This is a genomic window from Pararhodobacter oceanensis, assembly GCF_003076755.1.
GTDB lineage: Bacteria > Pseudomonadota > Alphaproteobacteria > Rhodobacterales > Rhodobacteraceae > Pararhodobacter > Pararhodobacter oceanensis.
This window is the reverse complement of the sequence record NZ_QDKM01000002.1, coordinates 416,113-429,678: the sequence shown is the minus strand read 5'-3', so window position 1 is coordinate 429,678 and position 13,566 is coordinate 416,113. Positions and strand designations below refer to the sequence as shown.

General features: G+C 64.8%; 16 protein-coding genes. 6 read left to right on the top strand and 10 right to left on the bottom strand.

Annotated features, from left to right (window positions below; translation table 11 throughout):
* Positions 1–2 precede the first annotated feature (2 nt).
* From DDE20_RS06415 to DDE20_RS06405, 3 genes are all read left to right on the top strand, one after another.
* A complete protein-coding gene (locus DDE20_RS06415; RefSeq protein WP_240607868.1) occupies positions 3–1,208 on the top strand; it encodes a TFIIB-type zinc ribbon-containing protein in 1,206 nt (401 codons plus the stop codon).
* The gene (dtd, locus tag DDE20_RS06410; protein ID WP_116557628.1) at positions 1,209–1,646 is read left to right on the top strand and encodes a D-aminoacyl-tRNA deacylase; all 438 of its coding nucleotides are present in this window, start codon (positions 1,209–1,211) and stop codon (positions 1,644–1,646) included. It abuts the gene before it with no gap.
* 154 nt (positions 1,647–1,800) lie between these two features.
* The gene (locus DDE20_RS06405) at positions 1,801–2,967 is read left to right on the top strand and encodes a M24 family metallopeptidase (protein WP_116557627.1); all 1,167 of its coding nucleotides are present in this window, start codon (positions 1,801–1,803) and stop codon (positions 2,965–2,967) included.
* 23 nt (positions 2,968–2,990) lie between these two features.
* Here the strand turns inward: DDE20_RS06405 and DDE20_RS06400 are convergent, their stop codons facing one another.
* From DDE20_RS06400 to DDE20_RS06385, 4 genes are all read right to left on the bottom strand, one after another.
* The gene (locus DDE20_RS06400) at positions 2,991–4,022 is read right to left on the bottom strand and encodes a GGDEF domain-containing protein (RefSeq protein ID WP_116557626.1); all 1,032 of its coding nucleotides are present in this window, start codon (positions 4,020–4,022) and stop codon (positions 2,991–2,993) included.
* Positions 4,023–4,090: 68 nt separating this feature from the next.
* On the bottom strand, positions 4,091–4,711 hold the full coding sequence (locus DDE20_RS06395) for a heme NO-binding domain-containing protein (protein WP_338066507.1): 621 nt from the start codon (positions 4,709–4,711) through the stop codon (positions 4,091–4,093).
* A gap of 53 nt (positions 4,712–4,764) precedes the next feature.
* Positions 4,765–5,454 carry an HAD family hydrolase gene (locus DDE20_RS06390; protein WP_116557625.1) on the bottom strand — a complete coding sequence of 230 codons (690 nt, stop codon included), beginning with the start codon at positions 5,452–5,454 and terminating at the stop codon, positions 4,765–4,767.
* A gap of 2 nt (positions 5,455–5,456) precedes the next feature.
* Positions 5,457–5,750: a DUF3572 domain-containing protein gene (locus DDE20_RS06385; protein WP_116557624.1), complete on the bottom strand. Its 294-nt coding sequence runs from the start codon at positions 5,748–5,750 to the stop codon at positions 5,457–5,459.
* Between the two features lie 130 nt (positions 5,751–5,880).
* On the opposite strand from DDE20_RS06385, the gene DDE20_RS06380 reads away from it, so the two are divergent.
* On the top strand, positions 5,881–7,284 hold the full coding sequence (locus tag DDE20_RS06380) for a diguanylate cyclase (protein WP_116557623.1): 1,404 nt from the start codon (positions 5,881–5,883) through the stop codon (positions 7,282–7,284).
* 163 nt (positions 7,285–7,447) lie between these two features.
* Here the strand turns inward: DDE20_RS06380 and DDE20_RS06375 are convergent, their stop codons facing one another.
* The 4 genes from DDE20_RS06375 to DDE20_RS06360 form a co-directional block, all read right to left on the bottom strand.
* Positions 7,448–8,047 carry a hypothetical protein gene (locus tag DDE20_RS06375; RefSeq protein ID WP_116557622.1) on the bottom strand — a complete coding sequence of 200 codons (600 nt, stop codon included), beginning with the start codon at positions 8,045–8,047 and terminating at the stop codon, positions 7,448–7,450.
* A 7-nt stretch (positions 8,048–8,054) separates the two neighbouring features.
* On the bottom strand, positions 8,055–8,510 hold the full coding sequence (locus DDE20_RS06370) for a hypothetical protein (RefSeq protein ID WP_133240323.1): 456 nt from the start codon (positions 8,508–8,510) through the stop codon (positions 8,055–8,057).
* On the bottom strand, positions 8,507–9,076 hold the full coding sequence (locus DDE20_RS06365; protein ID WP_240607867.1) for an RNA polymerase sigma factor: 570 nt from the start codon (positions 9,074–9,076) through the stop codon (positions 8,507–8,509). The genes DDE20_RS06370 and DDE20_RS06365 overlap by 4 nt, the downstream gene beginning before the upstream one ends.
* A gap of 149 nt (positions 9,077–9,225) precedes the next feature.
* The gene (locus DDE20_RS06360) at positions 9,226–9,813 is read right to left on the bottom strand and encodes an EF-hand domain-containing protein (protein WP_116557619.1); all 588 of its coding nucleotides are present in this window, start codon (positions 9,811–9,813) and stop codon (positions 9,226–9,228) included.
* A gap of 330 nt (positions 9,814–10,143) precedes the next feature.
* Here DDE20_RS06360 and DDE20_RS06355 point away from each other — a divergent pair, with 330 nt between their 5' ends.
* Positions 10,144–10,545, top strand: coding sequence for a DUF983 domain-containing protein (locus tag DDE20_RS06355; protein ID WP_116557618.1), 402 nt, complete (start codon positions 10,144–10,146; stop codon positions 10,543–10,545).
* Complete coding sequence (locus DDE20_RS06350; protein ID WP_116557617.1) at positions 10,542–11,249, top strand: NUDIX hydrolase; 708 nt, start codon at positions 10,542–10,544, stop codon at positions 11,247–11,249. The genes DDE20_RS06355 and DDE20_RS06350 overlap by 4 nt, the downstream gene beginning before the upstream one ends.
* A 32-nt stretch (positions 11,250–11,281) precedes the next feature.
* Here the strand turns inward: DDE20_RS06350 and gltX are convergent, their stop codons facing one another.
* Together gltX and DDE20_RS06340 are read right to left on the bottom strand one after the other, a co-directional pair.
* The gene (gltX, locus tag DDE20_RS06345; RefSeq protein WP_116557616.1) at positions 11,282–12,607 is read right to left on the bottom strand and encodes a glutamate--tRNA ligase; all 1,326 of its coding nucleotides are present in this window, start codon (positions 12,605–12,607) and stop codon (positions 11,282–11,284) included.
* Between the two features lie 200 nt (positions 12,608–12,807).
* Complete coding sequence (locus tag DDE20_RS06340; protein ID WP_116557615.1) at positions 12,808–13,557, bottom strand: RlmE family RNA methyltransferase; 750 nt, start codon at positions 13,555–13,557, stop codon at positions 12,808–12,810.
* Positions 13,558–13,566 lie beyond the last annotated feature (9 nt).

Here is a 13,566-nt window from a genome sequence, read left to right as displayed (position 1 = left end):
CCATGAGCGACAGCAACAACCTGCCGCCCGAGCCGCCAATGCCGCCCACCCCGCCGAGCGCCCCCCCGCCGGATGTGCCGCCGCCAGACGTGCCGCCGAACGATGATCCTGCACCGCAAGCCGCTGATACGCACCGGTTTCCTTGCGAGAACTGCGGCGCGCAACTGCGGTATGAGCCGGGGCAGCAACGGCTGACCTGCCAGTATTGCGGCCATGAGCAAGAGATCCCGTTCAGCGACGATCAGCGCAACGAGGCGCTGACCACCTATGATCTGCGCGAGGCGCTGGCCAACCATCTGCCGCCCGATGCGATCGAGGAAACGCGGGTGCTTAGCTGCAGCAATTGCGGCGCGCAGGTGGAGTTTGATCCCGCCCAACATGCCGCGCAATGTCCGTTTTGCGGCACCCCGGTGGTGACCGATACCGGCACCCACCGACATATCAAACCGGCGGCGGTGCTGCCCTTCAAGCTCAGGCAGGACGACGCGCAGCAGGCGATGCGCAAATGGCTCGGGCGGTTGTGGTTCGCGCCCAACAAGCTCAAGCATTACGCGCGCTCGGACGGCTCGCGGCTGAGCGGGCTTTATGTGCCCTATTGGGCCTTTGATGCCGATACCAGCAGCCGCTATACCGGCGAACGCGGCGACGCCTATTACGAGACCCGCCGGGTGACGCGGAACGGCAAAACCGAGACCGAACAGGTGCGCAAAATCCGCTGGACGCGGGTCAAGGGCCGTGTCGCGCGCGATTTCACCGATGTGCTGATCATGGCCGCGCAGTCCCTGCCGCGCAAATATGTGCGCGCGCTCGAGCCCTGGATGCTGGGCGAGTTGGCGCCCTATAATCCGCAATTCCTGTCCGGGTTTCGCGCCGAGGGCTATACCGTCGATCTGCCCGAGGGCCATGATCTGGGCGTCGAGCGGATGAATGAGGTGATCAAACAGGATGTGCGCCGCGATATTGGCGGCGACGAGCAGCGGGTGCATTCGGTCGATACCGATCACGCCAATGAGCGGTTCAAACATCTGCTGCTGCCGATCTGGATGGCGGCCTATCAATACCGCGGCAAGACCTACCGGTTTGTGGTCAACGGGCAGACCGGCAAAGTGCAGGGCGAGCGTCCGTGGTCGGCATGGAAAATCGCCGGCGCCGTCGCCGTGGTGGTGATCGCCGCGGGGATTTATTTCTACGTCAGTCAGGGCAGGTAAATGCGGGCATTGATCCAACGGGTCACCGAGGCTTCGGTCTCGGTGGATGGCGCAGTGGTCGGGGAGACCGGCCCCGGCCTGTTGATACTGGTCTGCGCGATGCAGGGTGATGATCTGGCGGGTGCGGAGGCTCTGGCCGATAAAGTGTTGAAACTGCGCATCTTTCGCGATGAAAGCGGCAAGACCAACCGCAGTCTGGCGGATGTCGGTGGCGGCGCGCTGGTGGTCAGCCAGTTCACCCTTGCCGCCGATACCTCACGCGGCAATCGGCCCGGTTTTTCCGCCGCCGCCGCCCCCGAAGTGGGCCGCGAACTCTATGAGGCTTTCGCCGACCGGCTGGCCGCGCAGGGCGTTGCGGTCGGGCGCGGGCAGTTCGGCGCCGAGATGCAAGTGGCGCTGGTCAATGACGGGCCGATGACCATCTGGCTGGATCCGTAACGCCGCGGGCAGACTGCATTCCGTCGCAAACCCGCCTCTGATTTCGCTAACCCCGTGCAAACATTGCGCCATTACCGCTGGCGCAAACTGGCGCCGCGCATCTGTTCTACAGGACCTCGCTGGCTGCGCAGGTCCTCTTTTGCCGGAGGTCACCATGGATTCAGCCGAGTTCACGCAAGCGGAATACTCCGACCGCCTCACCGCCGTGCGCGCCGCCATGGCAATCGCCGGGCTGGAAGTGCTGGTGGTCAGTGACCCGTCGAATATGGCCTGGATCACCGGCTATGACGGCTGGTCGTTTTACGTGCATCAGGCGGTGATCGTCGGTCCCTCGGGCGCGCCGCTCTGGTGGGGGCGCGAGATGGATGCGGCGGGGGCGCTGCGCACGGTCTGGATGCCGGATGACTGTGTTTTGGGGTATGATGATACCTATGTGCAGAACCCGCAAAAGCACCCGATGGAGACCCTGACCCAAGCGCTGGCCGAGCGTGGTTGGCAAGCGGCGCAGGTGGGTGTGGAGATGGACAATTACTATTATTCCGCCAAAGCCCATGCCGTGCTGGCCAAAGATCTAAGGCTGCAGGACGCCACAGGCTTGGTGAACTGGCAGCGCGCGGTGAAATCAGCGGCCGAGATCGAGCGCATGCGCCGTGCCGCGCGGATCGTGGAATCGATGCATCAAACGATTTTGGATGTCGCGCAGCCCGGTCTGCCGAAAAACATATTGGTCGCGGAAATCCTGCGCAGCTCTGCTTTGGGCGCGGGCGGGCATTGGGGGGATTATCCGGCAATTGTGCCGCTGACCCCCTCGGGCATGGATGCCACCGCCCCGCATCTGACCTGGGACGATAGGCCGATGCAGCGCGGCGAGGCGCATTTCTTTGAAATTGCAGGGGTTTACCGGCGCTATCATTGCCCGCAATCGCGGACCCTGTTTTTCGGCGAGCCGCCGGCGCAATACCGCCGCGCCGAAGAGGCGGTGCAAGAGGCGAGTGAGGCCGCGTTGCAACAGGCGCGGCCGGGCAACCTTTGTGAGGATATCGCCAATGCGTTCAACGCGGCGCTCAACAAACACGGGTTCAGCAAGGACAGCCGCTGCGGCTATTCCATCGGGTTAAGCTATCCGCCGGATTGGGGGGAGCGCACCTTGTCGCTGCGCCGCGGCGATAAAACCGTGCTGACCCCGGGGATGTGTTTTCACTTCATGCCGGCGCTTTGGCTGGACGACGGGGGGATCGAAATTACCGAGCCCTTGCTGATCACCGAGACGGGGGTGGAGAAATTCTGCACCCTGCCCGGCTCGCTTTTTGTGCAGGGCTAAGCCACGATCCGGCGCGCCCGGACTTAGGCGGGCAGGTCCATCGCCGCCAGTTCGCGCAGATTGCCCGACGCCTCTGAAAGGGTCAGCCGCGCGCGACCGGCCTTTTTCGAGGCGTAGAGCGCGACATCGGCCTTGGCCATCAAATCCTCGGCGCTGATCGACAGGTCGCGTTTGGTCGGGCCAACCACCGCCCCCATCGACAGGGCGACGCGGCAATGCTGCCCGTCAAACAAGATCGGCTCTTGCATATGGTCGAGAATTTGCCTGCCGACACGCTCAATCGGGGCGGCATCGCGCACCCCCTCCATCAGGATGACGAATTCATCGCCCCCGACCCGCGCCACCAGATCCGCACCCCGCGCCGAGGCGCGCAGGATCTCGCTGATTTTCACCAGCACATGATCGCCCGCCGCATGGCCCAAAGTGTCATTCACCTGTTTGAAGAAATCCAGATCAAGATGGATCAGCGCAAAGCCGTTTTCCGCCTGTAGCAAGACCTCCATCGCCTGTTCCATCGCGCGGCGGTTGCCCAGACCGGTCAGCGCATCGGTCAGCGCCTGCGCCTCGGCAATCGCTTTGGCGCCCTGCAAACGGGTGGCCATTTTGCTGACTTCGCCCATCACCGCGGTTTTCGCCTCGGCCAGATAGAGGAGTTCAATCGCCAGATCGGTGGCGGCGAAATCGGTGTCGGAAAGCCCGTGATCGCGCACCGCCTCGCGCACCGCATAACCAAAGGAGAGATTGAGCAAGACCCCCCCATCACTTTGCAGCGGCACCGCCGTGCCCTTGAACGAGGTGTGCGGCGGGGTGTTCAGCGACATGCGCAACCGCTGCGCGCGGGTCAATTCCAGCACATTGCCCCAGACCCGCGGACGCCGCAGATCGAAGATATCGGTGAATTTGCGCCCCAGATACTGCGCGCCCATCAGCTTTTGCAATGTCGGACCGGCGCCGCGGATATGGCCCGCGTTATCAAGCCAGAGATACATTGGCATCATCTGCCCGAGCGCCGATGCACTGAGTTGAAATCCCTGTTGGCGCAAATCCCCATCCATCACTTATTCCTGCCCCTCACAAACACCCGTCCCGCACCAATACGCACCTTGCTCCGATACCGCGCCGCTCACATCGCTCCGACCGCAAGGTCGAAGCGGCGGCCGGCGTGGAAGGCCGGATCATGCACCTTGATGGTGATCACCTCATCGGACATGCCACCACCATTGCCGAGATGATCCAGCACCGCAAGAGCCCCGTAATCATCGGCCAAAGCGCGCAGAATACCGACCATCACATGGCCAAACCCCTGCGGGCAATTGCGACAGGTCAGGGTAAATTGCCCCGCGCCATCCTCATCAACCCAGAGTTCCGGCAGGTCCAGATCGGGCACCGCAAGTTTGCTGCGGCCCTGTAAGTCATCGAGAGAATAGAGAAAATCGGTGAAACTGACGCCGCCGAAACGCAGCAAACGGCGCAGCGGTTCCAGCCGTTCATTCGAGATCAGAAAGGTGCCCAGATCCTCAAGCAGGCAGTCCAGCGGCCGCTGCAGGATCGAAACCGCCGAGGCCAGCACCGCATAGGTCAGTTGATCATCGTAAACCTGCATCGCCTCGAACCCGTCCGGCCCCAGCGATTGCGCCACACCCGAGTCGCGCGCAATCTCCCGCCAGACCGCAGCGCCAAAGGACTCGGTCAGAAAGGTCTGCAGAGATTTATTGATCAAACCATGCATATAGCCGTCACCCATTACTACTTATACCAGCAGCCTGCAGCAAAATTGTTAACGAAAAGCGAATTCCTTCAGGAAACGCCCAAAAGCGCGGGAATATGGCCGATATCGGGGCGCAGAATATCCGCCACGGGGGCCAGATCGGCGGCGGTAGCGACGCCGGTCAAGACACCCAAAGTCGGCATCCCCGCCGCCTGTCCGGCCAGCAGATCATGATGCGAATCGCCGACCATCAGGATGTCGCGTGGGGCGAGGTCACAGGCGCGGGCGAAACCCAATAGCATGCCCGGCTCGGGCTTGGCGCCAAAGCCGGAATCGAACCCGGCAATGAAGTCGAAAAGCTCAATAACATCAGAGAGATGGTCGCGGCCGACGGATTCGTAATCATTGGTGGCAACGCCCAATTTACAGCCCCGGTCGCGCAGCCCTTGCAAGAGCGGACGCAGCGGCACCGCCTCGACCAAAGGCGCCGCGCGGGCGGCCTCGGCGATGCGCTGTTCGAGCCAGCGCGGATCGACGCCGGGCAGGACCGGGCTAAGAAGGTTAACAACCTCGGTGCCGGTGCCCGCGATCACCGCCGATTCGGGGCGGAAACGCGCCGCGGCAAGATCGAAATCAATCGCCTCTGCCATCGCGTCCAACCGGCCCTGATCGCCCGCGGCGAATTCTTGCAAAAGCGCCTGCGCCCAGGCCCCCCAGGTGGCCTGAAAGTCGAATAATGTGCCGTCTTTGTCGAAGAGAATCGCGCGGATATTTTGCATGGTCAGGTCCAATGTATGATCTCGCCACCGGGCAGGGACTGGCGCGCGGTCATCGGGGTTTCTGGTGGGTAATCAAGGTCTTGGCAAGCCTCCAGCAGCATCGCCTCATCCAGCGTCAGATAGTCGAGGACGGCGGGCAACAGCGTGCCCTCGGCGAGGCCCGCGCGCAACTCCTCCGGCGCCAGCCCCGACCAAGCCAGAAAGCCGCCGATGCGGGCGTGATCCTCGGTTAACCAAGACAGAACGAGGGCGGCAAACTCCTCGGCGGCGGCGCGCGACATACTTATCGGGCTCATCGGGGTCTTTCCTCTCGAGACTGCGGCGTTAAAGGTTTCGTTAACTTTTCGCCGCTAAACTGTGAACCACGACCGATGTTTGGCCGGGCAGGTAATGTTACGTCACCGTTCAGGTGAGGGGTACGCGTGAATGACAGGCAATATTCTGATCGTAGATGATCTGGCAACGAACCGGATCATACTCAAGGTTAAACTGAACGCGGCCTGTTATGAAACACAGCAAGCGGCGGATGGCGAGACCGCGCTGGCACTGGCGCGCGAGACCCAGCCAAAGCTGATATTGCTGGATATGATGCTGCCCGATCTGTCGGGGATCGAGGTGTGTCGAAGGTTGCGCGCCGATCCGGCCACGCAGCATATTCCGGTGGTGATCATCACCGCCTCGACCGATCGCGACAGCCGGTTGCAGGCGCTGGCCGCCGGTGCCGATGAATTTCTGACCAAACCGTTGAATGAGGTGATCCTGCTGGCCCGCATCCGCAGCCTGCTGCGCGCCCATGAGACCGAGGCCGAGCTGCGCATGCGGTCGGAAACCTGGGGCGATCTTGCGATGGATGGCGGCGTTGGGGGCGAGACCCTACTGCCGATGCCGGGGCGGATCGGCATGGTCGCGGGGCAGCCCTCGGTGGCGATGGGCTGGCGTAACACATTGGCCAACCACATAAAAGAACGCGTCACCATCCTCACCCCCGCCGAGGCCTTGACCGATACCACCAGCGCCGCCTCGCAGGATCTCTATCTGGTTGCCGAAGATCTGGGCGCCGCAGGATCGGGGCTGCGGTTGATCGCCGATCTGCGCGCGCGGTTGCAAAGCCGCCACGCGGCGATTGCGCTGGTCCTGCCCGAGGCCGAGCCCGAGGCTGCGGCGATGGCGCTGGATGTGGGCGCGAATGATCTGTTGACCCTGCCGCTGGACCCGCAGGAAACCGCGCTGCGCATCGCCCTGCATATCCAGCGCAAACGCCGCGCCGACCATCTGCGGCAGGCGGTCAGCCACGGGCTGCGGCTGGCGGTGACCGATCCGCTGACCGGGCTTTACAACCGGCGCTATGCGCTGGCGCATCTGGACCGGATCGCCGCACGCGCACAAGAGAGCGGGCGGCAATTCGCGGTGATGGTGCTGGATCTGGACCGTTTCAAAACCGTCAATGACACCTATGGCCATGCCGCCGGTGATACGGTGCTGGAGACCGTCGCGGCGCGGCTGCGCGACAATCTGCGGCCCTCGGACCTGATCTCGCGCATCGTCGGGGAGGAGTTTCTGGTCGCCCTGCCCGATGCGACGATCGCCACCGCCCGACAGGCCGCCGAACGGTTGTGCCGCATCGTCTCGGAGGCGCCGGTGGGTTTGCCCGAGAAACACTGCGCGGTGCGAGTGACGATCTCGGTGGGGCTGGCGCTGGGGCCGAATTTGACGCCAGCGCCGCAGATCCCGGCGGAGACCGCGCGCGACACATGGGCGCGCGCCGATGCCGCCTTGATGGAGGCGAAAAGCGACGGGCGCAATCAGGTCATGGTCTTCGCGGCGGCCTGAAGGGGGCGCGGCGCTGGGGCATGGCGTGGCGGCACGGTAAGGCGGCTCGGCAAGGCGGCTCGGCGAAACCTTACGGCGAGGCGTCACCGTGTGGTGTCATCGCGGGGTGACATTTCTGCGCCGCGCAGTGGCGGGGTGCTGACGGGGTGCGGGAGAGATGGCGCTACTCCCGCTCCAACTCCTCGGCCATTTGCTGGCGTTCCGCCGGGGTCAATTCGCTGACCCGCTGGGCAAAGGCGGCTTCGGCCTCTTGCAGGCGCTGGTGATTACGCTGCCGCTGGGCGCCGAGAACCTGGGTGAAACCTGCGGTGTCAAACGGCTCGCCGCGCAGCAAAGCGATGATCTCGCGGTTGGCCTCCTGCGCGCGGGCCAGACGCTCGGCCTGACGCTCCGCATAGCGCTCACTGCGACGGCCATCACTGCGACGCTCACTGGGGCGGTCACTGCCACGCTCGCCCTGCCGGTCGCCGCGGGCGCCATGTGTACCACGGTCATGTGTGCCACGGTTGAGCGCGCGCAGATCGCTGCGCGCCTCCTCGGGCATCGCCCGCCAGAGCGCGCGGAAGTCCGAGGGCGGACGCGGTGGGGCGTAATGCGCGGCCCGCATCGCGCCGCCGATCAACACGCCGATCACCAGAACATTGACCACCAGCGAACCGATCAGTGCAATCCGCAACCCGCGACGGCTGCGCGAGACGGCGGGTTTTTGGGGGCCAGAGTTGCCGTGTGTCGGGGTCTCAGGGGTCTGCGGGGGGGTGGTCATAGCTGCCTCACTCGATTTCGCCGCTCATCAACGCCCAGAGCGTCGAGCTGTCATCTGTCAGGGGATCGGTCTCGACCCATTCCGAAACCGAGGGGCTGACCGTCGCCGCCCCCTGCCAGAACTGGGTCAAGAGAGCGCCGGTGCCGCCGCTGCCGGAAAAGCCGATCCAGACCCCCGCCAGTCCCGCCGCGCTGACACCGGCCAAACCGGGGGCGCCGCCGATATCGGCAAGGGCCAGCCGCAGCCGCGCCCACCAATTGGGATGCGACGCGGGCGGCGGCGCCAAAGCAGCCGCAGCATCCGCCATCATCCGCGCGCTCAATGCATCGGGCAGCGCGGGTGCTTGGGCTGCGCGCGCTTCGGCAAACAGCGCCTCGAGCATATCATCCCCGAAGGCATCCGTGGGTGCCGTCGCGGGTGCATTTGCGGGCGCGTTCCTGTCAGACGTGTCTCTCTCAGTCATCGGTCATACCCCAGTTCATTCCGCCGCCCCGACAGCAATTCTGTCAAGCGGCGCTTTCCTCGCGCGGTCAGGCTTTCGACGGCCTCGACCCCGATGCCCATCGCCGCGGCGATATCGGGATTGCCCAGCCCCTCGAGATGGCGCAACACCACCGCCGCACGTTGCCGGTCGGGCAAAAGCGCCAGCGCCTCGTCAAGCGCGCGCTGCCGGTCGGCCTCGATCATCCCTTCGACCACAGCGGGCGCCGGATCATCGGGTTCGGCAATCGAATCGAGCGCCACGCTGCGCCGCCGCCGCAGCCGGTCGGTGGCCAGATTGACCGCCACACGGTGCAGCCATGTCGAGGGCTGCGCGCCCCCCGGCACCCATTTCGGCGCGATCTGCCAAAGCCGCAGCATCGCCTCTTGGGTGACGTCTTCGGCCTCGGCGCGGTCTTGCAACAGACGCTGCGCCAGCCGCAACACCCGCGGTGCCAGCCGCTCCATCAGTTCCCGCGCCGCCGCGGTATCACCGGCGGCATAGGCGCAAAGCAGCGCGTCGTCGCTTGGGGCGTCCTGCGCTGTCATGGTGAAACTGCTGTCCCGTGGCATAGAGTGGTGATCGGCCCCGTCGCTTTGGGCGGCGGGCGGCCCCTGCAGAGGTAACGCCCGACGCCGGTTTAGGCAAGTTTAGCGGGCGGAGATGGCGCCCGCCTGCCAGCTTGCCAGCTTGCCGCTTAGCCTTCGTCGCTGCCACCACGTTCCGAGCGGCGCTCCATCCGGCGCTCCATACGCTCCTGCATCCGCTCTTGCATGCGGCTGAACTCATTGGCGTCGATCTGCCCGTCGTCATTGCGGTCCATCCGCTCGAAGGCGCGGCTCATGCCTTCTGCGGGGTCCATCCGCTCCATGCCGCGGCCACGATGGTCGCGATCGCCGCGATGCCCGTGGCGGTGGCCGCGGCGATGCTCGCGGTCGCCGTCTTCGGCGCGGGCGGCGCGGGCCTCACGGCGCTCTTCCTGCAGGCTGGTGTAACCGGCGATCACCTCGTCGCGGGTCAATTGCCCGTCGGCATCGGCGTCACCGGCCGCGATCAAACGGTCGGCCATGGCGCCGAGACGGGTTGCGCGACGCTCATTCATCTGCGCGGTGACATAAGCGGTCCATTCCTCTTGCGAGATCGCGCCGCTGGCATCGGCATCGGCGGCGGCAAAATCGAACTGCGGCGCGGCCATGCGGCGGCCGTCCTGCGCTTGCGCCAGCGACAGGCTGGGGATCGCCACGAGAATGAGAGCGGCGGCGGTCAAAGGTGTCTTGGTGCTCATTTAAGGCTCCGGTTTTGGGGCGCCGGTGGATCATCCTTTGGCGCGTTGATGCATGTAATACGCAGGAGGCCGGACATTCCGTCGCAGAATTTTCGGGCAGTTTCGCACTGTTTTCGAACTGGGCCGAGTTGACCCTCCCGCGGCAATCCCTATGCTGCGCAACCGTGGACGCGCAGCTGCGAGGCTTGTGTCTGTGCTGGCGCGTCGCGCCGGAATTACCCAGTTACGGCGGGTCTTTACGGGCCTGCGCAATTGCCCCGTCATAGGAATGGCCCGGTTATCTGAATAGCCCAGTTATCTGAGTGGCCCAGTCACAAGAGTAAGCGCATCATGACCACCACCGACTCCACCACTTTTGACGCCATCGACGACCGCCCGCTGGGGCCGGCGCTGCGGCTGGGCTGGGCGCGTAAATGCCCCAATTGCGGCAATGGGCGGATGCTCAAGGGCTATCTGAAAGTGGCCGATAACTGCCCCAGCTGTGATGAGCCCCTGCACCATCACCGCGCCGATGACGGCCCCGCCTATCTGACCATTCTGGTGGTCGGCAAGGTGGCGATGCTGGTCTATCTGGCGGTCTATATGATGTGGAAACCGGCGCCGGTGGTGATGATCGCGCTGTGCTGGGGCGTGGCGCTGGCGATGGCGCTCTATATGCTGCCGCGGATCAAGGGCGCTTTGGTGGCGCTGCAATGGTCGCGGCGGATGCATGGGTTCGGGGCGCCAAAATGACTGCAGGCGATCCGGATGATCACGGATTTGACCGCCCGATCCGCGATGCCGCGACAATTGTCCTGATCCGCGACGGCGACAGCGATAACCCGCAGGTCCTGATGGGCCAGCGCGGCTCGGCGGCGGCATTCATGCCGTCGAAATACGTGTTTCCGGGCGGTGCGGTTGATCCTGACGACGGGCGGATTGCGCTGACCCCTGCGGTGCCCGAGATCGAGCGCGCGCGGCTACTTTGCGATCCGGTCACCGCCCAGCCGCCGAGCCCCGAGGCGATGGTCGCCGCGGCGATCCGCGAGTTGTGGGAAGAGGCCGGGCAGATGCTTTGTGCGCCGCGCGCATGGGGGGGCGAGGTGCCGCGCGATTGGGCGGATTTCGCCAAGGCCGAGCTATGCCCGCGCGGCGATGCGTTGCAATTCATGTTTCGCGCGGTGACCCCGCCGGGGCGCAGTCGCCGGTTTGACGCGCGGTTCTTTCTGGCGCGGGCCGAGATGCTGGCCACCGATCCCGATGATTTCTCCCGCGCGACCGATGAGTTGAGCCATCTGCACTGGATCGCCCTGCGCGAGGCGCGCGGGCTGGATCTGCCGTTTGTCACCGAAGTGGTGCTGGCCGAGGCCGAGGCGGTGGTGCGGTCAGGCCGCGTCGAAAGCGTACCCTATTTCGACAACTCCGGCCCCGAATCGCGGTTCCGCCGGATTGCCTGAGGCACCGGCGAAAACCTTTGTAAATTAGCGCCTTACGCCTGCGGGGCTTTTTGCAGCAAGGGCATCAGCGCGCTCATATCCGGCCCGTTGCCGCGGCCGGTCAGCGCCTTGCGCAGGGGCATGAACAGCCCCTTACCCTTGCGGCCCGTCGCCTCCTTGACCGCTGCGGTCCAATCGGCCCAAGCGGTTGGCCCATAGGGCGGCGGCGGCAGCATGGTCAGGGCCTCTGCCACGAACTCCGCATCCTCGGGATCAACCAGCGGCGTGGCGCCGTCGCGGCAGAGCGCCCACCAGTCGCCCACATCCTCGAGCCGAGTGATATTGGCGCGCGCGACCTCCCAGAAGGCCGGCGCGATCTCGGCGGGGACGCCCAATTCCGTTAGCTTTGCGGCAACTTCGGCGTGACTCACCGGCAGCGACTGCACATGGGCGCGGGTCAGCGGCCAGAGATCCTCGGCGTCGAATTTGGTCGGCGCGGCGCCGAAATGGTTGAGGTCAAACCCCTCGGCGATCTGATCAAGATCTGCGCGCAATTCGACCGGCTGCGAAGAACCAAGGCGTGCCAGCAGCGACAAGAGCGCCATGCGCTCGACGCCCTGCGCACGCAGATCGCGCAGGCTGAGGGTGCCAAGACGTTTGGAGAGCGCCTCGCCCTGCGGGCCGGTGAGCAGCGAGTGATGGGCAAAGGCGGGCGGGGTGCCGCCCATGGCGCGGATGATCTGCACCTGCGTGGCGGTATTGGTCACATGGTCCGAGCCGCGCACGATATGGGTAACGCCCATATCCATATCATCGACCGAGGAGGCGAAAGTATAGAGCACCTGCCCGTCGGCGCGGATCAACACCGGATCGCTGACCGAGGCGGCGTCGATCGAAACATCGCCGAGAATGCCGTCGGTCCATTCGATCCGCTCGAGATCAAGCCGGAAACGCCAGTAACCGTTGCGGTCCTTGCGCAGCTCCTCGCGGGCGGCGGCGTCGAGCGCCAGAGCGGCGCGGTCATAGACCGGCGGCTTGCCCATATTGAGCTGTTTCTTGCGCTTGAGATCGAGTTCCGTGGGGCTCTCAAAACACTCATAAAACCGGCCCTCGGCGCGCAGCATATCGGCCATCTCGGCGTAGCGCTCGAGGCGTTCGGACTGGCGCTCGATACGGTCCCATTCCAGCCCCAGCCACTCGAGATCGGTTTTGATCCCGTCGACATATTCCTGCTTGGAGCGCTCTTGGTCGGTGTCATCAAGCCGCAGGATAAACTGGCCGCCGGTCTTGCGGGCGATCAGATAGTTGAACAGCGCGGTGCGCAGGTTGCCGATATGCAGATAGCCGGTGGGCGACGGGGCGAAACGGGTGACGGTCATGGGGTTCTCCTGTTGCGGCTGCATTTGCACAGCGCGCGGGATTTGTCCAGTTCGGCGGCGTTGGGGCTGTGGTGTCGGGGGGCTATTGGGGCGAAAGCCGGGGGCATCGAACCCCCGGCTTTCGGCGCGGATCGCGCAGGGGCGTTGCCCCTCGGCCTGCGGCCTCACCCCAGGATATTTTTGGACAGATGACGAGGCGGTTAGCTAGCGTCAGCCTCGCTGTCGTCACTGTCCTGTTGGCCGCGAAAGCCGGTGGCGACGACGAATTTTTCCGAGCTATCGGCGCGGCTGGAGGGGGGTTTGACGTTATAGACTTTGGTGAAATGGCGTTTGAGGAGTTTTTGCAACTCGCCCTCGGCGCCACCGGCCAGCACTTTGGCGACATAGGTGCCGCCCGGGGAGAGCACGTCAAAGGCGAAATAGGCGGCGTGTTCGCAGAGCGTGATGATGCGCAGATGGTCGGTCTGTTTGTGGCCGGTGGAGGAGGCGGCCATATCCGACATCACCACATCCGCCTGCCCGCCGAGCCAGGCTTTGACCTTGGCGTCGGCGTCGTCGTCGAGAAAATCGAGCACATGGACCTCGGCCCCGGCGACCGGCTCGACCTCTTGCAGGTCAACGCCGAGCACCGAGCCCTGTTTCTTGCCGGATTTCGTGCCCAGCGCATTGACCCGCTCAACCGCGATCTGCAGCCAGCCACCGGGCGCGCTGCCGAGATCGACCACCCGCGCACCGGGCACGAGGAAGCGGAATTTATCGTCCAACTCCAGTATCTTATAGGCGGCACGCCCGCGCATGCCTTCGCGTTTCGCGCGCACCACATAGGGGTCGTTGAGCTGGCGTTCCAGCCAGCGGGTCGACGACAGGCGTCGGCCCTTGGCGGTTTTGACCTTCACCCGCAGGTCGCGCTGGCCGCGGCCCGAGGTGTTCTTGCTTGGCGGTTTCGCCATGTTCAGTCC